This window comes from Acidihalobacter aeolianus (genome assembly GCF_001753165.1).
Taxonomy (GTDB): Bacteria; Pseudomonadota; Gammaproteobacteria; order DSM-5130; family Acidihalobacteraceae; genus Acidihalobacter; species Acidihalobacter aeolianus.
This window is the reverse complement of the sequence record NZ_CP017448.1, coordinates 3,338,776-3,363,634: the sequence shown is the minus strand read 5'-3', so window position 1 is coordinate 3,363,634 and position 24,859 is coordinate 3,338,776. Positions and strand designations below refer to the sequence as shown.

Genomic DNA, 24,859 nt, shown 5'->3' with positions numbered 1-24,859 from the left:
TTGTCCCCTAGCTCAGGCCGTAGCAGGTATGCTGGAATGGTGTTCGGTGGACGGAAGAGTGTATACGTACAGCACCGAGCGTTCCACATCGGATACTAAGGCGTGCTTGACAGAGTTGGCATCGCCGCGTAACTTTCCCACTCTTTTTTCCTGGGTCCGGCGTCGTGCTGGGCCGAAGTCTGGATTGAAATCGCCATGAAACGTACTTTCCAACCGAGCAATCTTCATCGCAAGCGTACTCACGGCTTCCGCGCACGCATGCGTACTCAGGGCGGCCGCGCTGTACTGTCTGCGAGGCGCGCCAAGGGGCGTCAGCGCCTTACTCCATAAGGCAAGCCTAACGTGGTAGGGGCACAGTCTTTCCCACGCTGTGCCAGGCTGACGGAACGCGTAGAGTACGGTCGCGTTTTTGCTAGCAGGAACAAATCCGGCGGTCGTGTATTCGTGCTGACGTGGATGCGTAACGACATCGGCAGAGCGAGATTAGGGTTGGCAATATCACGCCGATGCGCACGCCGTGCCGTAGACAGGCAACGTATCAAGCGCATTGTCCGCGAAAGTTTCAGGCTCAAACAACAATCCCTCCCGGCAGTCGACGTGGTCGTAACCTGCAGGTCAGGGGCCGGCTCACTGGGCAAACGGCAACTGCGCGAAGCGTTGGAGCGACATTGGCAGGCGATCAGGTAAGTCCATGCGTACTTTACTGATACTTCTGGTCAAGGCCTACCGCTTGCTGCTGAGCCCTTTTCTCGGTCAGCATTGCCGCTTCCAACCTACCTGTTCGGTTTACGCGATAGAGGCCTTGGAAGAATACGGGGCAATCAAGGGAACCTGGCTGGCAGTGAAGAGATTGTCCAAATGCCACCCTTGGCATCCGGGCGGTTACGATCCCTTGCCGAATCATTCGACACAACAACGTACAAGCCGACACGATGGATAACTTCCGCCCCCTGCTGTACATCGCCTTGCTGTTCGTGCTTTTCGTCATCTGGCAAGACTGGCAAAAAGCTCATCAACCGCCGCCGCCGCCGCAGGCCGCAACATCAACAATTACGACGGCTAACGGTAAGACGGCCACGGCTCAAATCCCATCCGCCGTCACTGTCTCCAACGGCAAGGCGGGTAAATCTGAACTGATTCACGTCCATACCGATACCTTGGATCTGACCATCAGTACAAGAGGTGGTGAAATTCTGCAGGCGCGGCTGCCTACCTATCCTGTCTCGGTTGAGAAACCGCACGATCCCTTTACTCTGATGTATGACAAAGAGGGGACCTTCGTCGCGCAATCCGGCCTGCTATCGAGTGGCTCAGCACCTGATCATCATGCGATTTACCGGGCTGGCGCAAAGGAATACACGCTGAAACCGGGTGAAAACGTTTTGCGGGTTCCATTGACGTGGCTAGCTAAGGACGGCCTGGAGGTTACCAAAACCTTCATACTTCACCGACGCAGCTTCCTGGTCGATGTCGATTACAGCATCAAGAACATCGGCGCGAAGCCCTGGGAGGGCAACCTTTATGCCCAACTGGTCCACAGTCCGCTCGAAAGCCACACTAGTATGCTGCAGGCACATTCCTATTCCGGTGCTGCGTATTACGACGGCAGCTACCAGAAAGTGCCTTTCGATGACATGGCCAAGTCGCCGCTTTCCAAGACGGTGCAAGGCGGCTGGATGGCCATGGTGCAGCACTACTTCCTGGTTGCATGGATACCTGAGAAGGACGGGCACTACGATTACTACAGCAAGGCACTTACCGGCGGGCAGAAACCTCTGTATCTGATCGGCTACCGCACAGAGAAACTCAATCTCGCACCAGGCCAGAATACGCAAATCAGCAGCCGTATGTGGATTGGGCCGGAACTCCAGGAAACCCTGGAAAAGGTTGCTCCTGGCCTCGATCTCACTACGGGTTATGGCATTTTTACATTCATTGCGAAGCCGTTGTTCTGGTTGCTGAGCAAGATTCACAGCCTCGTAGGCAACTGGGGCTTTGCGATCATTCTCTTGACCATTCTGATCAAACTGGCCTTCTACAAGCTTTCGGCTACAAGCTACCGGTCGATGGCGAGAATGCGCAGCCTGCAGCCGAAGATGCAGGCACTCAAGGAGCGCTATGGAGATGACCGCCAGAAACTCAGTCAGGCAACCATGGAACTGTACCGAACCGAGAAGATCAATCCTCTCGGCGGTTGTCTCCCGATTCTGGTCCAAGTACCTGTATTCATTGCCTTGTACTGGGTGCTTCTGGAAAGTGTCGAGCTGCGCCAGGCACCCTTCATTTTTTGGATTCACGATCTATCGGCGCGTGATCCTTACTTCGTACTGCCCGTGATCATGGGCATCACGATGTTTCTGCAGCAGCGGCTTAATCCAGCACCCATGGATCCGTTGCAGAAGCGGATCATGTCCATCCTACCGCTCGGCTTCGCCGTATTCATGGCCTTCTTCCCAGCGGGTCTGGTGCTTTACTGGGTGGTGAACAATACGCTGTCCATAGGTCAGCAATGGCTGATCACGCGGAACCTGGCCAAAGCGACCGAAGGCAAGTAGAAATGCTCGCGCCGTATGCGCGAGACACCATTGCCGCGGTCGCCACAGCATCAGGTCGCGGTGCGGTCGGTATCGTTCGCGTAAGCGGACCGGATGCATTTTTCATAGCGGAGAAACTGACTGGCAGACCGTTACCACCGTTCCGCCAGGCCGCTCTGCGGAGCTGCCTCACCGAGAATGGTGTGGTCCTGGATCAGGGTCTACTGCTGTGCTTCTCCGGTCCGCAATCATTTACCGGTGAGGATGTTGTCGAGTTCCAGGGACATGGCGGCCAGCAGGCTCCGCTTCTGGTCTGGAAACGATTTCTCGAACTCGGTGCCCGAGCTGCTGCTCCCGGAGAATTCAGTCAACGTGCTTATCTCAACGGGCGACTCGATCTAGCCCAGGCAGAGGCGATCGCGGATCTGATCGATGCCGGCAGTCGTCAGGCGGCATTAGGTGCCGTTCGCTCGTTGCGCGGGGAATTTTCGGAGCAGGTCGAAGCCTTGCGTGCGAGATTGACCGCAATCAGGGTTCAGGTTGAGGCAAGCGTCGATTTCGTAGAGGAAGATGATGTCGATGAGGCGGCCGCCGAGCGGATGGTCGGTGAGTTGAAGGAAATACTAGGCGCAACCCGGCAACTCTTACGCAGTGCGCAGCAAGGCGTAAAACTTGCGCAAGGTGCCATTGTGGTATTGGCCGGTGCACCCAACGTCGGTAAATCAAGCCTGCTGAACCGGCTCGCCGGTGAGGATCGGGCGATCGTGACTCCAGTCGCGGGCACGACTCGTGATCTGTTGCATACCGACCTCGTTGTGCAGGGCATGCCCGTACAGGTTATCGATACAGCTGGTATTCGCGATACTGATGACCCGGTTGAGCGCGAGGGCGTGGCACGCGCGAGGCGTGCCTTGGCCAATGCGGATGTTGCGTTGTTGCTCGACACCGCGGAAACGCCGGCCTCAGACCAACTTCTGGTCGAGCTGCCGGCTTCGGCCTGTTTGTTGAAGGTAAGAAACAAGATCGACGTTAGCGGCGAATCTCCAGGTTTTGATAGTGCCCGGAATATCTTCGCCATTTCAGCATTGACGGGCAGCGGGATAGATATCCTTGTTACTGAGGTGATCCGCCGGATGGGCGGGCCGGGTACAGACGAGACCGTTTTCACCGCACGTGCAAGACAGGTACGCGCTCTGGAACAATGTCTGGAGGCTTTGGAGCGAGCACATTCGCTTGCCGTTCACGCAACCGGCGTTGAGTTGATGGCCGAAGAACTCAGACAGGCACAAGAGCACCTGGGCTCGATTACCGGCCGGATCAGCGCGGACCAGTTGCTGGGCGAAATTTTCGCGACATTCTGTATCGGCAAGTAGAGTTGGGAATTCGGGCATTTTGACGCTGCCGGATGCTTGCCCGAGAATAATCAGATTTGCCGTCGTGCGGGCAGGGTTGAGGCAATGCAAAACTATTACGAGGTCATCGTGGTTGGCGGCGGGCATGCCGGAACCGAGGCCGCACTGGCAGCGGCGCGGATGAGTGCGCGCACCTTGCTATTGACCCACAACATCGAAACCATCGGCCAGATGAGCTGTAACCCGGCCATCGGCGGCATCGGCAAGGGTCACCTCGTCAAGGAAATCGATGCGATGGGAGGGATGATGGCGCGGGCCGCAGATCGTGCTGGAATCCATTTCCGCACGCTGAACGCGCGCAAGGGACCTGCTGTGCGCGCGACGCGCGCGCAAGCGGATCGTACACGTTACCGAGCCGCCGTGCGCGCGGCCGTCGAGTCCCAGCCGAGACTCGATGTTTTTCAGCAGGCGGTGGATGATCTGATTCTAGAAGGTGAACGTGTTGTCGGTGTGATCACCCAAATGGGTATGCGTATCGCTGCAGGTGCGGTGGTACTCACGGCCGGAACATTCCTGGCCGGGCGCATCCATGTCGGTGAACATCAGCGTGATGGCGGTCGCGCAGGAGACGCGCCAGCGACTACGCTGGCAGCGAGGCTACGTGAACTGCCGCTCGGTGTCGGTCGGCTCAAGACCGGCACACCACCACGCATCGACGGCCGAAGCATCGATTTCAGCGTTCTCGAAGTGCAGCCCGGCGACGAACCCAGACCGGTCTTCTCGTTCATGGGTGCGCGTACGGAGCATCCACCGCAGGTCGTCTGTCATATCGCGCGCACAAATCCACACACGCACGAGTTGATCCGCGCGGCCATGCACCGTTCGCCGTTGTTCACGGGTCAGATCGAGGGTATCGGTCCACGTTACTGCCCGTCCATCGAAGACAAGATCGTGCGTTTCGGCGATCGCGATTCGCATCAGATTTTCGTTGAGCCCGAGGGGCTCGATACCCATGAGGTGTACCCGAACGGAATCTCAACCAGCCTACCGTTTGATGTACAGCTCGAATTGGTCCGCAGTATCCATGGATTCGAGCAAGCGCATATCACACGCCCGGGCTATGCGATCGAATATGACTTCTTCGACCCACGCGGACTGGAGCCGGGGTTGCAGTCGCGGGCACTTCCAGGCCTCTTCCTGGCCGGACAGGTCAATGGGACCACCGGCTACGAAGAAGCAGCGGCACAGGGTTTGCTGGCCGGAATCAATGCAGTGCGTGCACAGCGCGGGGAGAAGCCATGGTGGCCCACGCGCAGCGAGGCCTATCTCGGCGTACTGGTTGATGATCTCGTCACGCAAGGTACGCAGGAGCCCTATCGCATGTTCACGAGTAGGGCGGAATACCGACTGACGTTGCGTGAGGACAATGCAGATCTGCGCCTGACGCCGATAGCCAGGGAGCTCGGCCTGATCGACGACGGTCGCTGGCAGGCGTTCGAACGCAAGCTTGAGGCGATCGAGCGCGAACAGGCGCGGGCGCGGGATGTGCGCCTGACGCCAGCCGATTGCACACACATAGCCATCGTCGAACGCATCGGTCAGGTACCCGCGGAACCCGTGTACGTGATGGACCTCCTGCGGCGTCCGGGTGTTCGCCTGCGCGATCTCTCCGAGGCAGGTCTGTACCAGTGCGCAAGCGATGATGAGCGCGTGATCGAGCAGGTCGAGATCCAGGCCAAGTACGCCGGGTATATCGAGCGCCAGGCCCACGAAATCGAGCGCAACCGCAGCCACGAGGATTTCGAGATTCCTGGAGAGGTGGATTATGCCTCCGTGCCGGGGCTATCTATCGAAGTGCGTCAAAAGCTCAATCACCAGCGCCCCGCCACCCTAGGTCAGGCCTCCCGCATCTCGGGCGTGACGCCTGCGGCCATATCCTTGCTGCTGGTCCACCTGAGGCGGCTGCAGGGCGAGAAACGGTCGGCCTAGATGTGATGATGGAGCCTGCAGCGACTGCCAGCTTGATAGCTGGGCTTGAGGCCTTGGGCCTGGATACAGGTGCAAAACACCTCGCTATGCTCCAGGACTACATTGCACTGATGCGCAAATGGAACCGGGTGCATAATCTGACCGCAATCGAGGGTGACATGGACACGGTCACGCATCACCTTCTGGACAGCCTCGCAATCCAGCGTTACCTGCATGGCAACCGTATTCTTGACGTCGGCAGCGGGGCTGGGTTACCGGGGATTCCCTTGGCGATATACCAACCGTCGCGAAGCTTTACGCTGCTCGATGCCAGCGCCAAGCGAGTACGCTTTCTGCGCCAGTGCATGCTGCAACTGAACCTGCTCAACATCACCCCGGTTCACGCACGGGTTGAGCGGTACACGCTTGCGGCAGGCTTTGATACAGTCGTGAGCCGGGCATTTGCCACACTGGCCGATTTCGCAACGGCGGCTAGCCATCTGCTTGCGCCAGGGGGAAGGTTGCTGGCGATGAAGGGACGTTACCCCGACGAAGAATTGACCGCCCTCCCCCCCGAGTTCCATATGCTTGGGGTACATACGTTGAATATCCCGGGTATGGATGCCCAGAGACATTTGGTGGAAATCGGCTGGGAAGCGGATGCGAATGACTAAGATTCTGGCGCTAGCCAATCAGAAGGGCGGAGTCGGCAAGACGACGACCAGTGTGAATCTGGCCGCCTCGTTGGCGGCGACCAAGCGTCGCGTGCTGTTGGTGGACATAGACCCGCAAGGCAACGCGACGATGGGCAGCGGGGTGGACAAGTACCGTCTGCAGCACTCCGTTCTGGATGTCCTGCTGGGGCAAACGGGTGCTGAACAGGCGATCAGTGCTGCCGGAGGCCACGGGTATGACATCGTGCCGGCAAATGGCGATCTGACGGCGGCGGAAGTAGGCCTGATTCAGGTCCCGCGCAAGGAATACCGTTTGCGCGATGCACTGGAATCGCTGGGTGATCGTTACGACTACGTACTGATCGATTGCCCACCCTCGTTAAACATGCTCACAGTGAATGCACTGGCTGCCGCACGCGGTGTGATGATACCGATCCAGTGCGAGTATTACGCGCTAGAAGGCTTGACCGCATTGATAAAGACCATCGAACGCATTCGTGAGGGGGTCAATCCGCAGCTGGAAATCGAAGGCCTGCTGCGAACCATGTTTGACCCCAGAAACAATCTCGCCAACGACGTCTCGGCGCAGCTCCTCGAACATTTCGGTGACCGGGTTTACCGTACCATCATTCCGCGCAATGTGCGCTTGGCCGAGGCGCCTAGCCACGGCATCCCGGTGCTGCACTACGATCGCGCTTCGACCGGTGCGCTCGCATACCTTGCGCTGGCAGGAGAAATCATTCGGCGTGACCAGCGCACCGCTGGAGACAGCGCTTAGGAGAATCAGAACGATGGTAAGACGTAAAAGAGGCCTGGGCTCGCGCGGGTTGGATGCCCTGCTTTCGGGCCAGGCCGAGCCGCTGGAAGAGAGGGGAGAAGATGGAGAGCTGCGAACGCTGGCCGTAGAGGAAATCCGCCGCGGCCGCTACCAGCCGCGTATGCATATACGCACAGAGGAACTGGAGGAACTGGCGTCGTCGATTAGGGCGCAGGGCGTGATACAACCCATCGTGGTCCGCCGATTGGAAGACGGCTATGAGCTGATCGCGGGTGAGCGTCGCTGGCGGGCAGCCCAGCTTGCAGGCCTGTTGGAGGTTCCAGCCATCGTGCGCGACCTCCCCGATCAGGCAGTGGCAGCCATGTCACTGATCGAGAACATTCAGCGCGAGGATCTCAATCCAATCGAGGAGTCGCTCGCGCTCGCACGGCTGATCGAGGAGTTTGGACTCACACATCAGCAGACGGCTGACGCGGTTGGGCGTTCGCGCGCGGCGGTGACCAATCTGCTGCGCTTGCGTGAACTGGGCGAAGTGGCTAGGGAGCTACTGGAAAGCAAAAGCATTGAAATGGGACATGCCCGTGCATTGCTTGCACTCGGGGGTATGGCTCAAGCTTCGGTTGCCCGCGAAATCGTCGCACGTGGTCTCAGTGTGCGGCAGACAGAGCAGCTGATACGACAACGTTCGCGCCCTCCTAAACCAGTTCAACAGACGTCACCCGACGTGGTCCGGGTGGAGACCGATATCGCCGAACGTCTGGGTGCAAAAGTGAAGATAGAACAAGGGGAAAAGGGCTCGGGAAGACTCGTCATCCATTACAACAGCCTCGACGAACTGGACGGTATTTTGTCGCATATCAAGTGATTACCGCTTGGTTGACGCTGTCTGGGCGACTCTCTATACTGCGCCGCGGGCATGTTCGGGGGGTGGCCCCGGGGCCCATCCGGTCGTAGAGGGCAGTATGCGCAGCGCGATATTGATGCTTCAGACCGGACTGGTGCTGATCGGGGTTGGATTAGCCGCTTACATAGAAGGTCAGAAAGGCATCCCCGCGGCGTTTTACGGCGGTGCGGTGGCCTTGGCAAACACCTTGATGCTGGTACGCCGCATCGGGCGCGTCGAAGCGACTGTTTCGACCAACGCTCAGCGAGAGATGGCGCAACTCTACATCAGCGCAGTCCTTCGCTTCGTGTTCGTCTTGGCGGCGCTGGCGTTCGGTTTGGGTTTTCTCAAGCTCGCTCCCCTCCCGCTGATTGGTACCTTTGTCGGTGCGCAGGCTGCGTACATGTTGATGAGCCTGCGCGCCCAGAATCCCTGACACGATTCATGGACTGCAGATAGAAAGTCACGACTGAGGAGCGAACGAGCATGAGTGCAACCGAATCCTCTCAACCGGCGAATGCCGTTGAGTACATGCAGCACCACCTGACGGATTGGTGCGTCGGTTGCAATCCGCATACCCATCAGACCTCCAGCATCATCGATTTTCATGCGTTCTTCGTAGACTCCTGGTTGATGGCGCTGTTGCTTGCGATCCTGATCGGTTTTGTCGCCTGGCGGATCGGGAAGAACCTCGACCCCGATCATCCCACCGGGATGCAGAACCTCCTCGAAACCATGGTCGAGTTTGTAAACAATCAAGTGCGTGATGTGTTTACCTCGCGGCCCAATCCCCTGATTGGTCCGTTAGCCCTGACGATTTTCGTCTGGGTATTTCTGATGAATTTCATCGACCTGATCCCCGTTGACCTGATTCCCACGATTGTCACCTGGATCGGACACCACATCTTCGGCGTCGAGGGGCCCGTATATTTCCGTGCGGTACCCACGGCCAATCTTGGCGCGCCATTCGGTATGGCGCTGACCGTGTTTGCCTTGGTTATTTTCTACAACTTGAAGATCAAGGGCCCCGTCGGATATCTGAAGATGTTCCTATTTCACCCGTTCGGGCCCTACCTGATCCCTGTGAACATCGTCATGACGTTGATTGAGGAGATTGCCAAGCCGCTCAGCCTGGCGTTGCGTCTCTTCGGCAATATGTTTGCTGGCGAACTTGTGTTCATGCTGATCGCACTGCTGGTACTGACTCACTCCGAAACGCTTAGCTGGAGTCTGTTGGGTTGGTATCCATTACAGATGTTGGTCGGGCTGGGCTGGTCGATATTCCATATTCTCGTGATCACGCTGCAGTCGTTCATTTTCATGGTGCTGACCATCGTGTACCTGGGAATGGCGCATAACTCTGATCACTAACGTATCTTTGATACTTAACCATTAACGAAATTCATCAGACTCTTGAGGAGGACACCATGACACCCGAAATGATTACCATGATCTACGCATACACCGCCGTTGGTGTGGGCGTGATCCTTGCCGCCGCTGGCCTGGGTTCGGCCATTGGCTGGGGCCTCATCTGCTCCAAAACCCTCGAAGGTATCGCCCGTCAGCCCGAGCTGCGACCTGCACTGATGACCAATATGTTCATCTTCGCCGGCCTCATGGAGTCCTTCCCGTTCATCATCCTGGCCTTCGCGATGTGGTTCCTGTTCGCGAATCCGTTCATCGGTGCGGCTGCCAGCGCTGTAAAAGCGGCTGTAGGCGGTTGATCGTCCGATAAACCCAGCCTGCAGACCGGGGGGGCTACCGTGAGTATTACCGCAACACTATTTGCCCAGATCCTGACGTTTGGGCTGTTGGTTTGGTTCGTCAAGGACACCTTGTGGGGGCCGATGACGCGCATGCTCGAAGACCGCAAGACCCGCATTGCAGAGGGTCTCGCCGCAGCCGAGCGTGGGCGCCGCGAACATGAACTGGCGGAACAGCGTGCCGAGGAACGGCTGCGCGAAGCCAAGGCCCAGGCGGCCGAGATCATCGCGCAGGCACAGAAGCGTAGTGCCGAAATCATAGACGAGGCCAAGAATGCGGCCACCGCTGAGAGCGACCGCATCAAGGCCGCGGCCGAGGCGGATCTGAACCAGGAAATCGCTAGGGCGCGCGAGCAGCTGCGTGACCAGGTGGTGAGCCTGGCCGTCGAAGGCGCGGGACGAGTACTGTCACGAGAAGTCGACGCCAAGGTGCATGAGCAGGCACTTGACGACCTCGTCGGTCAGATCTGACGGAGGCGACGGGTATGTCTGAACAGGTGACCCTGGCTAGGCCTTACGCCAGAGCGGCCTTCGAGCTGGCCCAGGCAGAGAATGCCATAGAGCGCTGGAAAAGTGCTGTCGAAACGCTGGCCGCGTTGTCGGTTATGCCTGATGTGCAGGCGGTAATCGGCGATCCGCGACTCCCGCCAATGGTACAGGCGCAGATTCTGATCGACGCAGGCGGTGATGCCTTCGATACGGAGGCGTCGAATCTGGTGCGTGTGCTGGCGGAAAACCGCCGGCTGGACGTGGCTCCGGAGATTGCAGCGCATTTTGAGGCCATGGCCGATGCAGCGGCCGGTACGGTTGAAGCCGAAGCCGTCAGTGCGTATCCGCTTGATGAGGCACAACGCAAGCAGTTGGTCGAAGCGCTCAAGCGTCGGCTGGGCAAGAATGTGAATCTGCAAACTCGGGAAGACCCCGAGCTGCTGGGCGGCGTGGTCGTGCGCGCAGGTGATCTGGTCATCGATGGCTCACTCAAAGGACGCCTTGGGCAGATGGCCCGGGCCATGAGCCGCTAAGAGGAATTTAAGAGATGCAACTCAATCCGACTGAAATCAGCGATCTTATCAAGCAGCGCATCAAGGATTTCCAGGCCGTGGCGGAAGCTCGGACCGAGGGCACGGTCGTGAGCCTGTCCGACGGTATCGTGCGCATCCATGGCCTGTCCGACGTGATGGCCGGTGAAATGATCGAGTTCCCTGGGGATACCTACGGCCTAGCGCTCAACCTGGAGCGCGATTCGGTCGGCGCGGTGATCCTCGGCGACTACAAGCACATCAGTGAAGGCGACTCGGCCAAGTGCACAGGGCGTATCCTCGAGGTGCCGGTGGGTCCGGGGCTGCTCGGCCGCGTGGTCGACTCGCTGGGCAACCCCCTCGACGGGAAGGGTCCGATCGCGAACGATGGCACATCGCCAATTGAAAAGATTGCACCGGGCGTGATCGACCGCCAGTCCGTCGACCAGCCCGTACAGACCGGCATCAAGGCGATCGACTCCATGGTGCCGATCGGGCGCGGCCAGCGTGAGCTGATTATTGGCGACCGCCAGACCGGCAAGACCGCGGTGGCTGTCGATGCCATCATCAATCAAAAAGGTACCGGGGTTAAGTGTATCTACGTTGCGGTTGGGCAGAAATCGTCATCAATCGCCAACGTGGTGCGTAAGCTCGAGGAGCACGGTGCGCTGGAGCACACCATCATCGTGGCTGCGGCGGCTGCGGATTCCGCAGCAATGCAATACATCGCCCCTTACGCAGGTTGCGCCATGGGTGAGTACTTCCGCGACCGTGGCGAAGATGCGCTGATCGTCTATGACGACTTGACCAAGCAGGCTTGGGCGTATCGTCAGGTTTCGTTGCTGCTGCGTCGTCCGCCGGGCCGTGAAGCGTACCCGGGTGACGTTTTCTATCTGCATTCGCGTCTGCTCGAGCGTGCTTCCCGCGTCAATGCCGACTACGTCGAGAAATTCACCGGTGGCAAGGTAAGCGGCAAAACCGGTTCATTGACCGCGTTGCCGATCATCGAGACGCAGGCCGGTGACGTGTCGGCGTTCGTGCCGACGAACGTCATCTCGATCACGGACGGACAGATCTTCCTGGAAACGGACCTGTTCAACTCAGGTATCCGCCCAGCCATCAACGCGGGTCTGTCAGTGTCCCGAGTAGGCGGTGCCGCCCAAACCAAGATCATCAAGAAGCTGGGCGGCGGTATCCGTCTGGCTTTGGCTCAGTACCGTGAACTGGCGGCATTCTCGCAATTCGCCTCTGACCTCGACGATTTCACACGCAAGCAGCTTGAGCGTGGCCGCCGGGTTACCGAGCTGATGAAGCAGAAGCAGTATCAGCCGCTCTCTATCGCAGAAATGGGTTTCTCGCTGTTCGCAGCCAATGAAGGCTTCCTGGATGACGTCGAGGTCAACAAGGTGGTCGATTTCGAAGCGGCTCTGCACAGCTATCTCAAGTCCGCACAGGTCGAGCTGGTCGCCCGGATCAATGAAAAAGGCGATTACAACGATGAAATCGCCGCCGGGATGAAACAAGCTCTGGAACACTTCAAGGCCAACAACGTCTGGTAACCCACGATGGCAGCCGCTAAAGAAATCCGCTCGAAGATCAAGAGTATCAAGAATACTCAGAAGATCACCAAGGCCATGGAAATGGTGGCCGCGAGCAAGATGCGCAAGGCTCAGGAGCGCATGGAATCCAGCCGACCCTACGCGGAGAAGATCCATGAGGTTATCGGCCACCTTTCCATGGCACATCCTGAATACCGCCATGCCTACATGCAGACTCGTGATGTGAAGCGCGTAGGTTTCATCCTGATCTCTACAGATCGAGGACTGTGCGGCGGACTCAACATCAACCTGTTCAAGCGGGCGCTGACCTCGATGCGTGAATGGCGCAACCAGAATGTCGAGATCGATCTGTGCCTGATTGGTGCCAAGAGCGCCAGCTTCTTCAAGCGCTTCGGCGGGAACATTCTGGCGCAGACGACGCACTTAGGCGACAAGCCGAGGATCGGCGACCTGATCGGGACCGTCGGTGTCATGCTCAAGGCGTATGAAGAGGGTCAGATCGACCGCTTGTTCCTGGTCGAGAATGAGTTCGTCAATACGATGACTCAAAAGCCCAAGCTGACCCAACTGCTACCGGTTGAGCCGGTGCAGGATGAGCGACTGGCGCATCACTGGGACTATATCTATGAGCCCGAGGCCAAGTACGTCCTCGAAGAACTGCTCAAGCGCTATGTCGAATCGCTGGTGTACCAGGGTGCGGTCGAGAACGTCGCTTGTGAAATGGCTTCCCGCATGGTTGCCATGAAGAGCGCATCGGATAACGCAGGCTCGCTGATCAACGAATTGCAGCTGGCGTACAACAAGGCCCGCCAGGCCGCGATCACCCAAGAGATTTCGGAAATTGTCGGCGGCGCGGCGGCCGTGTAAACGGACGCAGCAGCGGCTTTAAAGAATACGTGTTTACAGGGGACAGACCATGAGTTCTGGGAAAATCGTTGAAATCATCGGTGCCATCATCGATGTGGAATTTCCGCGAGACAGCGTGCCAAAGATCTACGACGCACTGAAAATCACGGAGAAAGATGTGACGCTAGAGGTTCAGCAACAGCTGGGCGATGGTGTCGTGCGTGCGATCGCGATGGGCACCACCGATGGCCTGAAGCGTGGCATGGATGTGGCCGGTACGGGAGCGCCGATTAGTGTGCCCGTGGGTAAGGGAACGCTAGGACGAATCATGGATGTCCTCGGCAATCCGGTTGACAACGCTGGTGCGGTGGAGACCGAGACGCGCAACCCCATCCACCGCGAGCCTCCTTCCTTCGACGAACAGGCGGGTTCTACCGAGCTGCTTGAGACCGGTATCAAGGTTATCGATCTGCTCTGTCCATTCGCCAAGGGCGGCAAGGTTGGCCTGTTTGGTGGTGCCGGCGTCGGCAAGACGGTCAACATGATGGAGCTGATCCGTAATATCGCCATTGAGCACAGCGGTTACTCCGTATTCGCAGGTGTCGGTGAGCGTACTCGCGAAGGTAACGACTTTTATCACGAAATGAAGGACTCCAACGTCCTCGACAAGGTCGCCTTGGTGTATGGTCAGATGAATGAGCCACCGGGCAACCGCCTGCGTGTCGCACTGACGGGCTTGACGATGGCCGAATTCTTCCGCGACGAAGGTCGTGACGTGCTGATGTTCATCGACAACATCTACCGCTACACCCTGGCCGGTGTCGAGGTGTCCGCACTCCTCGGCCGCATGCCCTCAGCGGTGGGTTATCAGCCGACGCTCGCCGAGGAGATGGGTGTGCTACAGGAGCGCATCACGTCAACCAAGACCGGTTCGATCACCTCGATTCAGGCCGTGTATGTACCTGCGGACGACTTGACCGACCCTTCTCCTGCCACCACCTTCGCGCACTTGGATGCCACCGTCGTGCTGTCGCGTCAGATAGCCGAGTTGGGCATCTACCCTGCGGTGGATCCGCTGGACTCGACCAGCCGTCAGCTCGACCCGCAGATCATCGGTGCTGAGCACTACGATACCGCGCGCTCGGTGCAGAACGTACTGCAGCGCTACAAGGAGCTTAAGGATATTATCGCGATTCTGGGCATGGACGAGCTTTCTGAAGACGACAAGCTCATCGTGGCCCGCGCGCGTAAAATCCAACGTTTCCTGTCGCAGCCCTTCTTCGTTGCCGAAGTGTTCACCGGAGCACCTGGTAAATACGTGTCTCTCAAAGACACCATCCAGGGGTTCAAGGCGATCGTCGCTGGCGAGTACGATCATCTCCCCGAGCAGGCCTTCTATATGGTGGGGACGATTGACGAAGCGGTCGAAAAGTCCAAAACCCTTAAGTAAGCTGCCGGAGCGGGGTCCAACATGGCAATGACCATGCACGTCAATATCGTCAGCGCTGAAGAGTCGATCTTTTCCGGCACGGCGGAGGAGTTGTTTGCACCCGCCGCACTGGGCGAGGTCGGCATCATGCCGCGCCACACCCCCTTGCTATCCGTGCTCAAACCGGGCGAGGTGCGGGTAAAAACGGAGGATAGCAACGATACGCTGCATTTTTTCGTATCTGGCGGCATACTCGAAGTTCAGCCACACGTTGTCACGGTACTGGCTGACAGTGCTGTGCGTGCCAAGGACCTGGATGAGGCAGAGGCACAGGCCGCCAAGGAACGAGCCGAAGAGGCCATGGCTAACCGCAAGGCGGATATTGATTTTGCCCGCGCGCAAGCCGAACTGGCTGAGGCTGAGGCTCGTCTAAGGATGATTCGTAACCTGAAGCAGGGCCGTCAAGGCTGATCTGAACCTCCGCCGCGGGCGGACCTGACCCAATGGGATCCCTAAGCCATGTCGTCGCAGGCTCCCGTGGTACCCGTGATACTTGCTGCAGGCCGTGGTACACGGATGCATTCCGATCTGCCAAAGGTGCTGCAGCCGCTGGCTGAAAAATCCTTACTCGCGCATGTTCTGGAGGTCGCAGGCCAAGTTGCGACCTCCAGGCCACTCGTCGTCGTGGGGCATGGATCCGACCAAGTCCGTGCCACGCTAGCTACTGAAATCCGTACGGCAATCCAGGCGCCTCAGCTCGGAACGGGCCACGCGTTATCTTGTGCGCTACCGTACCTTGATGACGATTCTCTAATTATCGTCCTTTACGGCGATGTCCCGCTGATCCGACCTGAAACGCTCAAAGAATTGTTAGCAGCCAGACCCGCTACTGGCATGGGCTTGCTCACTGTAAGTGTGGCTGATCCATCTGGTTACGGACGTATTCTCCGTAATGATGACGGACAAGTGATCGGGATTGTGGAGGAGCGAGACGCAAACGAGAGCCAGAAGCATATTAATGAAGTCAACACCGGAATCATGGTGGCGACTCGTGCACAATGGCTGGATTGGCTGGGTCGTATCGATCGCAATAATGCACAGGGTGAGTTTTACCTGACGGATTGTGTCGGTCTGGCTGCATCGCAAGGCGTACCCATCGGGGTACACCGCTGTCACGATCCGCAAGAAACTATCGGGATCAATGATCGGGCCCAACTGGCAGCAGCAGAGAAAGCGCTACGAAACCGGAGGGCATCTGAACTGATGCGCTGCGGCGTGACGCTGCGGGACCCTGACCACATCGAAATTCGCGGCAAGATATCCGTGGGCAAGGATGTGTCCATCGATATTGGTGTGGTATTGGAGGGTACGGTAAAGCTGGGTGATCGGGTGAGCATTGGTCCGCATACGGTAATCAGTGACACGACAGTGGGCGACGATACAGAGATATTGAGTCACTGTGTTATTGAACATGCAGCGGTAGGTCACGGCTGTCGGGTGGGCCCATTCGCGCGACTCCGGCCAGGCGCTTGTCTGGGGGCACACGCGCATGTTGGTAACTATGTGGAGATCAAGAATGCCGCCGTCGGTGAAGGCTCCAAGGTCAATCATCTGAGCTATGTTGGGGATGCGGAGGTAGGTACAAAAGTGAATGTCGGGGCTGGCACGATCATGGCCAATTACGATGGCGCCAACAAGCACCGCACCATCATCGGTGATGGTGCTTCGATCGGCTCGAATACGGTGCTGGTGGCGCCTGTTAAAGTTGGCCCAGATGCAACGATCGGTGCCGGCTCTGTGATTACGCACGATGCACCCGGCGGCAAACTTACGATAGCCCGGAGTCGCCAGACAACGCTCGATAACTGGCAGAGACCGCGTAAAAAAGAGGACTGAAGCTATGTGCGGTATTGTCGGCGGCGTAGCCGAACGGAATATCCAAGAGATTCTGCTGGAGGGTCTGCGCCGGCTGGAATATCGCGGGTATGACTCGGCAGGGATGGCGGTACTGGATGCATCACAGAAAATCGAGCGTCGTCGCCGTGTCGGCAAGGTGGCCGGGTTGGCGCAGGCGCTCGTGGATGAACCACTGGCCGGAAAGGTGGGCATAGCGCATACCCGTTGGGCTACGCATGGCGCGCCGACCGAACATAACGCGCATCCGCACGTGTCCAACGATAGAGTGGCCATTGTCCATAACGGCATCATCGAAAATCACGCAGTTCTGCGCGAGGAACTTATCCAGCTGGGCTATCCGTTCGTGTCGGAGACTGATACCGAAGTAGCTGCACACCGTATCGCGTTTCATCTCGACAGTGGCGCGGATCTGCTGGCAGCGGTACAGCGGACGGTCGCCGAACTGGAAGGTGCGTACGCTCTGGCAGTGATCAGCCTCGCTGATCCGGAACGTGTCGTGGCCTGCCGTAATGGCCCCCCGTTGGTAGTCGGTTTCGGTATCGGCGAACATTTTGTTGCATCAGACGTTCAGGCATTGCTGCCGGTGACGCAGCGTTTCACGTTTTTGGAAAACGGCGAAGTGGTCGATGTCAGGCGCGATGGGATCGACATTTATGCTCGCGATGGCCGCCGCGTCGAGCGTGAAATTCATACCTCTGGGTTGTCCGCCGGGGCAACCGACCGTGGCCAATATCGGCATTTCATGCAAAAGGAGATTTTCGAGCAACCCTACGCTATCAGCGAAACTCTTGAGGGGCGAGTACATTCCGAACGTCCCATTGCTCCCGGTATATTGGGCGCCCGAGCGGAAGACATACTTCCCAGGGTGAGTGCGGTACAAATCGTTGCTTGCGGTACAAGTTTTCATGCCGGCCTGATTGCACGTTACTGGCTTGAGGGAATCGTCGGAATTCCTTGTCTGGTCGAGGTTGCGAGCGAATACCGCTATCGCAAGCATGCCGTGCTGCCGAATACACTGTTCCTGACGTTATCGCAGTCCGGGGAAACCGCCGACACGCTGGCTGCTGTGCATGCCTCTCGTGATGAAAACTACCTGGCAAGGCTGTCGATCTGTAACGTCCCGGAAAGCTCGCTGGTACGTGAGTCGGAACTCGTACTATTGACGCACGCGGGTCCGGAAATCGGTGTGGCCTCGACCAAGGCATTTACCACCCAGCTCGTTGCGCTCATGCAGGTTGTCTTGCTGCTGGCACAATACCGCGGTGTGAACTCGGAGAAACTACAATCCTTTCGCCAACAGTTACTACATCTGCCTAGTCTGATCGAGGCTGCGCTTAAACTTGATCCTGTCATCATGCGTTTGTCTGAGCGTTTCGTGGAGCGAGGCCATGCACTGTTTTTGGGGCGTGGTGCGTTCTACCCAGTCGCGATGGAAGGCGCGCTCAAGCTGAAGGAGATTTCGTATATCCACGCCGAGGCCTACCCCGCGGGTGAGCTGAAACATGGGCCTCTCGCCTTGGTTGATGCAGATATGCCAGTGATCGTAGTGGCGCCGAACAACGTGATGCTGGAAAAATTGAAATCAAATCTGGAAGAGGTCCGCGCGCGAGGAGGTGAGCTATTCGTATTTGCTGAAGCTGGGGTCTCGCTGGACGATGGGCCCGGTATGAATGTTATCGGAGTACCATCAGGAGCTGGTGCACTGACGCCGGTACTGATGACGGTCCCGCTTCAGTTACTCGCGTATCACACAGCCGTGTTCAAGGGAACGGACGTAGACCAACCCAGGAACCTCGCCAAATCTGTGACCGTGGAATAGAGCTAATAGTTTTAGGTTGCTGTGGCTGGGTATTAATTGTGTGAACTTCGAATTAGTTCTGTGAACTCCGGATTATTACTGTGTACTAGTTGTTGTACTGAACAACTAGGGTAAAAAATGAGTAAGACAGGCGGTCCAGGTAGAAGTAACAAATAAGTTCAGCGTCTCAGTTCGACCCACATCTGCCATAAACCCTCCCGTTCAGTTAATGACTGCTTATCACAAGCAATTCAGCCGATGATTTATCCAACCCTTGATATAAAAAGTTGCCATATAGGTTGATCGGCACTTTTACCTGTCAATCTCATTCTTCGACGCAACTTGCACATTCTTCTACCTCTTAATCCCCTATCCCTCTAATAAGATGCATTTACTGCATTGATGCATCTCATAACGGCTTTATACTCCCACCAACATTAATTCAGGGGGGGGCATCATGGCCGGAAACAAGTCCTTTCAACTCGATCCAAAACGTCTTCGTCACTACAGAGAATTGGCTCGTAAGTCACAGACCACAGTGGCTATAGAACTCGTTGGCACTCCAAAAAATGACCGTAGCCATATCACAACCTATCAACGCCTTGAACGCACGGGCAAAACAACAAGAATTCGTGCAAAGCGTATTGCTGAGATCCTTGGCGTTCCACTAGAGCTTCTAGTAGACGGTGGTGACACCAACTTGATTGGACCGATAGGTCCGCTTGCAAAGCAGATCAAAGATGCATGCCAACGCTTGTACGATTCTGGAGAGTACAAAGCCCTTCTACAAAAGGAACAGGAGAAAGACGAATGTGGTTTAAGCAACTATTCATGGTTCTTACACAAACTTGAAGAACTAGACAATTGTTCAGTTGGAGAAACTCCTGTAACAAAGGCTACTTTGGAGATATGTGATTACATAGAACGACACAGCTTTACTGGGATTAAAAGTGATAAAGATAACCTTTTGGAATTTTTGGGCATCGACAAAGATAAATGGCACGACCCAATAATGTCAAAAGGTCTTTGGCTCATTAAAGACAGCTCAGGCAATGCACCACCAGGGCAAATATTCCATGGTTTGGAAGATGTATTTCTAGCCATTCTAGATGCCCTTGAAAAAAAGAGAGGGGTTGCTAATCAAGCACATCTAACAATGGATGATTACGTATTTAGATTGGCGTTCTTTTACGAATTTGAATATAGAAATTTCATCATAGAAATAACGCGTTGCACTGCCAGTCCTGACAATAGAGGCATCCAATTCGCTCGTCCAACTGTTATTCAGGATTGGTTGATTATCGATAAATTGGAAAAAATCTCTCAAGAGTATGCATGGTCTACCGAAATGCTGGGGGAAGAAACCACATTAGCTGAAGATCTTATATTTCGCATTCAAAGCATGACGCAGACTCATGAGCAGACCGAACCTACTCTTGTCACAGGTAAATACTCAATTTCGGATATTTCAGAAGACTCTTTTAGGCCTCGGAGAGAAGGGGGCTTAGGTGACAAAATAGCCTGGCACATCCAACTCAATCTGATAGAAGCCCTAAAAGAACATCTAACAATTCTTCTTGAAAAACCCGGCAGGTGGGTGAATCACCGGGACATAGAAGGAGCGCTATACCTTATGAATGCCTCAGATAGGTCGTTTTGCACCTACCGAGTCGATTTGGTTAAACAAAATGACGATGGCGAAATCGCCGTTTGTAAGCTTCCAAAATCGGCGCGTATCCAATTGTCTCAATTCACTGACGAGCTTATTAAATCTAAAGGAGAGCATCCATGAATATTCATCCTGACGTCGAAAAATTAGACTTTGCAGCTATCAAGATGAAATTACTTGATCCATTGGAAGGCAACGGGATGCGCCTGGAACAGATCGAGTTTGCCGAATGCGAATACCGCCGATTTTTATCCATGCGCATTTATGAGCCGGATCTTGACCTCGTGCCTAGCAGGCTCGTAGACGAATTCTGGCATGCGCATATTCTGGACACTCAGGCTTATGTAAAGGACTGCCAGAGTGTATTCGGCGAATACCTGCATCACTACCCTTACATGGGACTGGGTTCAAGTGAGGCAAGGGATGAGCTTGAAACTGCATACTCGCTCACCAAAATCGCCTATGAACGGCATTTTGGCCCTTACCCTGAGGTGGAAACGCAGGCTGCACGTTGTGCTGGCCATGCATGTCATGTCCCCTCATCCTGTGCTTGTCGCTCACCTGGAGCATGCAAGGGCGTCCGTAATGCACAGAACGAAGCATTCGCATGACTAACAACAAGGACATCAACAACTATCTGAGGAAATGGACTCGTCGTGGTGCCATTTTTCGGTACGCAGGAAAGCATGGTCGATTATTTCTCCCAAATGGCCGCTTTGTTTGCGTAGCCCTCTCACCAAGTGACTATCGCGCATTGAAAAATCTCAAACGTGACATCCACACCACATTGAAAGCTAAAACACGTTCAAAGGCATCCTGAAATATAGCGGCAGGTCTAAGAGTATGTTCAGGACCTGTCGCTCCGCATCTCCTCTCACAACCCGGGCGGAAAACCGGCTTGAGCATTCTGGTGTTTTACTCGCGAATAAGACAGGTAAGAAGTGACCGGTTATAGCTCGCATTGCTGACCTATAGCCACTTAATAAAAAATGAGAGTGACTGGCCGCTCTCGGCCGATCTGAGACGAGACACACAGTCTCTTCGCGATCCCAAGCAATCGGTGCCTTTAATTTGTACCGATGGCAGGTTTCCGAACCGAAGCTGTCAATATCAACCTAGCTAACTAGTAGCGGTTCAGTCAGTATTGACTTAGGGGTCAAGGTGCAACCGGCAACAACATTTTCAACCAGCTTTAGGCGGCTGCCAGCCTAAAACAGGACCGACATGCACCGAAACGCCGTAGGCAAAAGAATCCTGTTCAAACGGTGGTCCACAATAAAGGATAGCCATGCATTCCTCAGCGAGCATTTTGTAAATCACATTTTCAGTTGCACAACTTTCCAGCAACGCAACACTGAAATGCTTGTCACCATGAGAAGCGACGACGGTCATATAGAGACCCTTTTCATCGGGCTCGTTAACTTTTACGTAACTACTCAGCTAATTCTCAGAGATCGCCAGAGCAAAAGCCGGTAGCTTGCGATCGAATACTAGGCGCAACGCCTCCGAAGCCGTGACCCCCTGCTTTCGGCAGGTCGATAGATATCCCCGTATGCGGCAAAACATCGCGGCACCCTCCAGGCTGCGGAAGCAGCCGGAGATCTTCTGCTGCACTTTGGTCATACGGATATCGTTCTCCGCCTGATTGTTCGTGAACGGCACATTGACGTCCACCATGAAACGCAGCACATCGTCTTCATAGGCCATCAGACGCTCCAGCAGATTGCGGGCCTTGCTCCGCTTGATCCGCCCCCGAGGCTTGTTGTCGGGTGGTTTTTCCGGCTCAGGGCATTCCAGTTGCCCCGCCTCGAGCACATCTCGGTAGCGCTGCCGGTAAGCATTGGCCTCGGTCAGCGGCAGGATGCCGCCAGCGTTCTCGACGGCCTGATGAATCTCTCTGAGCAGCTTGCCCATCGCTTCCGCCCATTGTTGTCCGTCCTGCTCGAATGCTCGTTCCAGTTCGCGCAGGTGGTGGGCATTGCACAGGGCATGGGTGCAGTCCCGATAACGGTAATAGGGTTTCCAATGGTCATGACACAGCACACCGCGGAACCGTGGCAGGATCCCGATCGCGTCCATCGCCTCCTGGCCTCGCTTACTGTGGACCTGATAATGCGTCCAATCAGCATTGGACAGACCATGCAGCCAATGGCGTTTGCCATCAATGTTGACCCCGGTCTCGTCGGCATGAGCGGACACGGCTTTGGCCAATGCCGTTTTGCTGATCGCCTCAAAGGCCGCCAGGCGGGTAAATGCCTCGCGATTGAAGTTCACCAGTGAACCATCGCTCAAAGGGATGCCCAACTGATCGGCAAAGTAATCCTGGATCCGCTTGTAGGGCAAGAGCTGATATTGGGACAGATAGACGGCATGGGCCTTGAGGCCGGAACCATACTGCACCTTCTTATCCACCCCTTCCGGGAATGAAGCCACAAAACGTTGGCCTGATTCATTCTCCAGGATCTGCGCCCGATACTCGGTCACGATCCGGCTGATGTCGATATCAAAAACCTGGCGAGTCTCGAAACCCGCCTCGGTATAGCAGCCTTTCGGCAAGCGACGACGATCGATCTTGAGGACCTCGATCTCATCGGGATGCTCGACCGGGCGCAAGGTCTTGCCCACGTGCCCCGGCTGGCCACCGGAAGGTCGGCTTGAGCGCACACGCTGGCTGCGTGGCCGATTGGGATCCGATGCCGGCGGCTGACTGCTGTTGCGGCTATTGAGCCCGAGACGGTTGAGTAACACGACGAACAACATGAGCATCATCTCGATACTGGCGCGGAGTGCCGGAGATAGGTCTTTCTCCTGCTCCAGTTGCGCCCTGACCTGTGCCAGGGTGATCTCGATATCGACGCCGTCGATCCGCACGCAAGACTGCTCCAAAGAAGTAATGAAGCTATTATCTCACGGGTTTTGAAGTGCCAATTTTCTCGTTTGTAAGGCGATCTGGCGGCGTAAAATAATTGACTGACGGTGGGGCAGTGCCTCGCGTGATGTCGCAAGGAAGACTACGCCTCTGTCGCTTTCGGAGACCAATAATCGCACTCGTTACAGCGCCGCCATATTTTCAAAAAAACTACCAAAAACCCTGTCAAGTACTTTTTGTAATTATTTTCACTGAGTAGTTACGTAGCGAAATCTTCATAAGCATCTCCCAGTAGGGCATCTCGAATAACCCGAGGCTTTCGGTGAATTCCGCCGCGCAACGATGAACGCGACCGAACTCGGTTCAACTGCTTCGGCAAAGCACCGCTTTCTCGGCGGTGCTGCCGCGTTTTTTGCTTCGAATCGCCTCGGGCACCGGCGATTCGATCCATTTCGGGCATCAAAAGGCGCTCCTGCGGACTTTCCGAAATAGACCAGCCGCTTAAGGTTGTAGCGGGCCGCCATCATGGTCATGGCGAAGTTCGCTCGTGCCTGACCAATGGTGCGGATCAGCTTGCCGCCCATTTGAGCGATGCCGCCGAACACCTGCTCCACGCGTGGCCTGCGTCTTGGCGATGCGCCGATGCTAGCGCTCCGACAGCGGCTTGTTGCGTTTGCCCTTTCTCCGAATCTGGTTGCGGTACCCGTTCGCTTTCAGCCAGTCTTCGCGCTCTTCGGACGGATAGCCCCGATCGGCATACAAGTCGCGGCACGTATTGTTCGTATCGAACACGTTGTCGAAATGCTGGCTGTCGTACGTGCTGGTCGTATCGGCCTCGATCCGGCGAATGATCTTGTGCTTCTTGGTCCAGGTGGCGTCCACGTCCTTCTCGCGCCGCTTTGCCGGGCGCCACGAGGCAGAGTCATTGCGCCCTGTCCGATCAGTTCCTTCTCGCCCCGGTTGTTGTGCTGCTTGGGCGCCGGCACCAGCGTCGCGTCGATGATCTGACCGCCACCCGCGATGAAACCCTTCTGGAGCAGCTGTGCCGAGACGCCGTCGAACGACGCCTTCGTACCTGCTTCACCGATCAGGTGCTCAAAGGTCCACGCGGTGGTGCGATCAGGCACGTTCGTGGCGTTCGCCAGCCCACAAAAGCGCTTGTAGCTCATGCGCTCAGGCCATTGATATGCCATCTGCTCATCCGAGAAGTTGTAAAGGCGCTTCAACACCAGAATGCGAACCATCGTTTCCGACGGGTATGGGGGACGGCCACCCTGAGTGCTCACAGGCCATGGCGCCACTCGATCAACCTGAGCGGCCAACGCCGCAAAGTCGATGTAAGATTCAATCTCGGTCAGCGGATCGCCCAGCGAGTCGATCTTCCGGTGATGATGCTCGTCTGAAAACAGGTCCGTCTTGATGGCGTTTCGTGACTTCATCGGTGCAGGCCGCGGTTCAGTTCAGGATAACGCAATTTTACCGAGGGCTGGCGTGGCGAGGTTTTTCGAGGCAGCCAGTAGTCAGCCTATCGGCACATGCGCTAGCGTTTTGCTTCTCTGTGATCATCCCACGCTTGCGTTCTTCTCCGTACCGCACATCCCTTTCCATCTCCGTTCGTCTACCTGGGTGATATAGGTCACACACGGCTATATCGCGTTATGCGTATATTTAAACAGACACGTGAAGAACAAAACCAAGCAGTTCGATGCTGGACGGACACGTCGCTCACGTAGCTGCTGGTTAACCTAACCCACCAAGGACACGCTGATTTATTCGCTCCACTGACCGCCACAGTTGTGAG

25 protein-coding genes and 1 pseudogene are annotated in these 24,859 nt (G+C 56.3%); 23 read left to right on the top strand and 3 right to left on the bottom strand.

Features of this window, described 5'->3' with window-relative positions:
- Positions 1-195: 195 nt before the first annotated feature.
- The 23 genes from rpmH (at position 196) to BJI67_RS17600 (ending at position 21,009) form a co-directional block, all read left to right on the top strand.
- A complete protein-coding gene (gene rpmH, locus BJI67_RS17120; protein WP_083250954.1) occupies positions 196-330 on the top strand; it encodes a 50S ribosomal protein L34 in 135 nt (44 codons plus the stop codon).
- 12 nt (positions 331-342) lie between these two features.
- Positions 343-687, top strand: a complete 345-nt coding sequence (gene rnpA / locus BJI67_RS17115) for a ribonuclease P protein component (protein WP_083250953.1) — start codon at positions 343-345, stop codon at positions 685-687.
- Between the two features lie 4 nt (positions 688-691).
- Positions 692-940, top strand: coding sequence for a membrane protein insertion efficiency factor YidD (gene yidD, locus BJI67_RS17110; RefSeq protein WP_083250952.1), 249 nt, complete (start codon positions 692-694; stop codon positions 938-940).
- On the top strand, positions 933-2,555 hold the full coding sequence (gene yidC / locus BJI67_RS15700; protein WP_070073843.1) for a membrane protein insertase YidC: 1,623 nt from the start codon (positions 933-935) through the stop codon (positions 2,553-2,555). Before yidD ends, yidC begins: the two co-directional genes overlap by 8 nt.
- 2 nt (positions 2,556-2,557) lie before the next feature.
- On the top strand, positions 2,558-3,907 hold the full coding sequence (mnmE, locus tag BJI67_RS15695; protein ID WP_070073842.1) for a tRNA uridine-5-carboxymethylaminomethyl(34) synthesis GTPase MnmE: 1,350 nt from the start codon (positions 2,558-2,560) through the stop codon (positions 3,905-3,907).
- Positions 3,908-3,991: 84 nt separating this feature from the next.
- A complete protein-coding gene (gene mnmG, locus BJI67_RS15690) occupies positions 3,992-5,875 on the top strand; it encodes a tRNA uridine-5-carboxymethylaminomethyl(34) synthesis enzyme MnmG (protein ID WP_070073841.1) in 1,884 nt (627 codons plus the stop codon).
- Between the two features lie 8 nt (positions 5,876-5,883).
- Entirely contained in the window at positions 5,884-6,528 is a 645-nt protein-coding gene (gene rsmG, locus BJI67_RS15685; protein ID WP_070074213.1) for a 16S rRNA (guanine(527)-N(7))-methyltransferase RsmG, read from the top strand.
- Positions 6,521-7,306: a ParA family protein gene (locus tag BJI67_RS15680; protein WP_070073840.1), complete on the top strand. Its 786-nt coding sequence runs from the start codon at positions 6,521-6,523 to the stop codon at positions 7,304-7,306. Before rsmG ends, BJI67_RS15680 begins: the two co-directional genes overlap by 8 nt.
- A 13-nt stretch (positions 7,307-7,319) precedes the next feature.
- Positions 7,320-8,171, top strand: coding sequence for a ParB/RepB/Spo0J family partition protein (locus tag BJI67_RS15675; protein WP_070073839.1), 852 nt, complete (start codon positions 7,320-7,322; stop codon positions 8,169-8,171).
- A 97-nt stretch (positions 8,172-8,268) separates the two neighbouring features.
- A complete protein-coding gene (locus BJI67_RS15670; protein ID WP_070073838.1) occupies positions 8,269-8,625 on the top strand; it encodes an ATP synthase subunit I in 357 nt (118 codons plus the stop codon).
- A 50-nt stretch (positions 8,626-8,675) separates the two neighbouring features.
- Positions 8,676-9,560 (top strand): F0F1 ATP synthase subunit A, encoded by an 885-nt coding sequence (gene atpB, locus BJI67_RS15665; protein ID WP_070073837.1) that lies wholly within the window; start codon positions 8,676-8,678, stop codon positions 9,558-9,560.
- Positions 9,561-9,616: 56 nt separating this feature from the next.
- The gene (atpE, locus tag BJI67_RS15660) at positions 9,617-9,913 is read left to right on the top strand and encodes a F0F1 ATP synthase subunit C (RefSeq protein WP_070073836.1); all 297 of its coding nucleotides are present in this window, start codon (positions 9,617-9,619) and stop codon (positions 9,911-9,913) included.
- 39 nt (positions 9,914-9,952) lie between these two features.
- On the top strand, positions 9,953-10,423 hold the full coding sequence (locus BJI67_RS15655) for a F0F1 ATP synthase subunit B (RefSeq protein WP_070073835.1): 471 nt from the start codon (positions 9,953-9,955) through the stop codon (positions 10,421-10,423).
- Positions 10,424-10,437: 14 nt separating this feature from the next.
- Positions 10,438-10,974: a F0F1 ATP synthase subunit delta gene (locus BJI67_RS15650; RefSeq protein ID WP_070073834.1), complete on the top strand. Its 537-nt coding sequence runs from the start codon at positions 10,438-10,440 to the stop codon at positions 10,972-10,974.
- A gap of 14 nt (positions 10,975-10,988) precedes the next feature.
- The gene (atpA, locus tag BJI67_RS15645; RefSeq protein WP_070073833.1) at positions 10,989-12,530 is read left to right on the top strand and encodes a F0F1 ATP synthase subunit alpha; all 1,542 of its coding nucleotides are present in this window, start codon (positions 10,989-10,991) and stop codon (positions 12,528-12,530) included.
- Positions 12,531-12,536: 6 nt separating this feature from the next.
- Entirely contained in the window at positions 12,537-13,397 is an 861-nt protein-coding gene (gene atpG, locus BJI67_RS15640) for a F0F1 ATP synthase subunit gamma (protein WP_070073832.1), read from the top strand.
- Positions 13,398-13,446: 49 nt separating this feature from the next.
- Complete coding sequence (gene atpD, locus BJI67_RS15635; protein ID WP_070073831.1) at positions 13,447-14,826, top strand: F0F1 ATP synthase subunit beta; 1,380 nt, start codon at positions 13,447-13,449, stop codon at positions 14,824-14,826.
- Positions 14,827-14,847: 21 nt separating this feature from the next.
- A complete protein-coding gene (locus BJI67_RS15630; protein ID WP_070073830.1) occupies positions 14,848-15,276 on the top strand; it encodes a F0F1 ATP synthase subunit epsilon in 429 nt (142 codons plus the stop codon).
- 48 nt (positions 15,277-15,324) lie between these two features.
- Positions 15,325-16,701, top strand: coding sequence for a bifunctional UDP-N-acetylglucosamine diphosphorylase/glucosamine-1-phosphate N-acetyltransferase GlmU (gene glmU / locus BJI67_RS15625; protein WP_070073829.1), 1,377 nt, complete (start codon positions 15,325-15,327; stop codon positions 16,699-16,701).
- A gap of 4 nt (positions 16,702-16,705) precedes the next feature.
- Positions 16,706-18,541, top strand: coding sequence for a glutamine--fructose-6-phosphate transaminase (isomerizing) (gene glmS, locus BJI67_RS15620; protein WP_070073828.1), 1,836 nt, complete (start codon positions 16,706-16,708; stop codon positions 18,539-18,541).
- A 436-nt stretch (positions 18,542-18,977) separates the two neighbouring features.
- On the top strand, positions 18,978-20,312 hold the full coding sequence (locus tag BJI67_RS17605) for a helix-turn-helix domain-containing protein (RefSeq protein ID WP_156782179.1): 1,335 nt from the start codon (positions 18,978-18,980) through the stop codon (positions 20,310-20,312).
- Complete coding sequence (locus BJI67_RS17105; protein ID WP_083250951.1) at positions 20,309-20,800, top strand: glycine-rich domain-containing protein; 492 nt, start codon at positions 20,309-20,311, stop codon at positions 20,798-20,800. Before BJI67_RS17605 ends, BJI67_RS17105 begins: the two co-directional genes overlap by 4 nt.
- The gene (locus BJI67_RS17600) at positions 20,797-21,009 is read left to right on the top strand and encodes a hypothetical protein (RefSeq protein WP_156782178.1); all 213 of its coding nucleotides are present in this window, start codon (positions 20,797-20,799) and stop codon (positions 21,007-21,009) included. The genes BJI67_RS17105 and BJI67_RS17600 overlap by 4 nt, the downstream gene beginning before the upstream one ends.
- A gap of 362 nt (positions 21,010-21,371) precedes the next feature.
- Here the strand turns inward: BJI67_RS17600 and BJI67_RS17595 are convergent, their stop codons facing one another.
- The 3 genes and pseudogenes from BJI67_RS17595 to BJI67_RS18185 all read right to left on the bottom strand — a co-directional run.
- A complete protein-coding gene (locus tag BJI67_RS17595; RefSeq protein ID WP_156782177.1) occupies positions 21,372-21,581 on the bottom strand; it encodes a hypothetical protein in 210 nt (69 codons plus the stop codon).
- 48 nt (positions 21,582-21,629) lie between these two features.
- The gene (tnpC, locus tag BJI67_RS15610; protein ID WP_070071668.1) at positions 21,630-23,060 is read right to left on the bottom strand and encodes an IS66 family transposase; all 1,431 of its coding nucleotides are present in this window, start codon (positions 23,058-23,060) and stop codon (positions 21,630-21,632) included.
- A gap of 474 nt (positions 23,061-23,534) precedes the next feature.
- Positions 23,535-24,497 (bottom strand): annotated as a pseudogene (locus BJI67_RS18185) (IS5 family transposase); the annotation flags it as partial.
- Positions 24,498-24,859 lie beyond the last annotated feature (362 nt).

Coding starts and splice junctions, on each gene's coding strand:
- rpmH (WP_083250954.1), top strand. CDS start 196: ATGAAACGTACTTTCCAACCGAGCAATCTTCATCGCAAGCGTACTCAC.
- yidD (WP_083250952.1), top strand. CDS start 692: ATGCGTACTTTACTGATACTTCTGGTCAAGGCCTACCGCTTGCTGCTG.
- yidC (WP_070073843.1), top strand. CDS start 933: ATGGATAACTTCCGCCCCCTGCTGTACATCGCCTTGCTGTTCGTGCTT.
- mnmE (WP_070073842.1), top strand. CDS start 2,558: ATGCTCGCGCCGTATGCGCGAGACACCATTGCCGCGGTCGCCACAGCA.
- mnmG (WP_070073841.1), top strand. CDS start 3,992: ATGCAAAACTATTACGAGGTCATCGTGGTTGGCGGCGGGCATGCCGGA.
- rsmG (WP_070074213.1), top strand. CDS start 5,884: ATGGAGCCTGCAGCGACTGCCAGCTTGATAGCTGGGCTTGAGGCCTTG.
- BJI67_RS15680 (WP_070073840.1), top strand. CDS start 6,521: ATGACTAAGATTCTGGCGCTAGCCAATCAGAAGGGCGGAGTCGGCAAG.
- BJI67_RS15675 (WP_070073839.1), top strand. CDS start 7,320: ATGGTAAGACGTAAAAGAGGCCTGGGCTCGCGCGGGTTGGATGCCCTG.
- BJI67_RS15670 (WP_070073838.1), top strand. CDS start 8,269: ATGCGCAGCGCGATATTGATGCTTCAGACCGGACTGGTGCTGATCGGG.
- atpB (WP_070073837.1), top strand. CDS start 8,676: ATGAGTGCAACCGAATCCTCTCAACCGGCGAATGCCGTTGAGTACATG.
- atpE (WP_070073836.1), top strand. CDS start 9,617: ATGACACCCGAAATGATTACCATGATCTACGCATACACCGCCGTTGGT.
- BJI67_RS15650 (WP_070073834.1), top strand. CDS start 10,438: ATGTCTGAACAGGTGACCCTGGCTAGGCCTTACGCCAGAGCGGCCTTC.
- atpA (WP_070073833.1), top strand. CDS start 10,989: ATGCAACTCAATCCGACTGAAATCAGCGATCTTATCAAGCAGCGCATC.
- atpG (WP_070073832.1), top strand. CDS start 12,537: ATGGCAGCCGCTAAAGAAATCCGCTCGAAGATCAAGAGTATCAAGAAT.
- atpD (WP_070073831.1), top strand. CDS start 13,447: ATGAGTTCTGGGAAAATCGTTGAAATCATCGGTGCCATCATCGATGTG.
- BJI67_RS15630 (WP_070073830.1), top strand. CDS start 14,848: ATGGCAATGACCATGCACGTCAATATCGTCAGCGCTGAAGAGTCGATC.
- glmU (WP_070073829.1), top strand. CDS start 15,325: ATGTCGTCGCAGGCTCCCGTGGTACCCGTGATACTTGCTGCAGGCCGT.
- glmS (WP_070073828.1), top strand. CDS start 16,706: ATGTGCGGTATTGTCGGCGGCGTAGCCGAACGGAATATCCAAGAGATT.
- BJI67_RS17605 (WP_156782179.1), top strand. CDS start 18,978: ATGGCCGGAAACAAGTCCTTTCAACTCGATCCAAAACGTCTTCGTCAC.
- BJI67_RS17105 (WP_083250951.1), top strand. CDS start 20,309: ATGAATATTCATCCTGACGTCGAAAAATTAGACTTTGCAGCTATCAAG.
- BJI67_RS17600 (WP_156782178.1), top strand. CDS start 20,797: ATGACTAACAACAAGGACATCAACAACTATCTGAGGAAATGGACTCGT.
- BJI67_RS17595 (WP_156782177.1), bottom strand. CDS start 21,581: ATGACCGTCGTCGCTTCTCATGGTGACAAGCATTTCAGTGTTGCGTTG.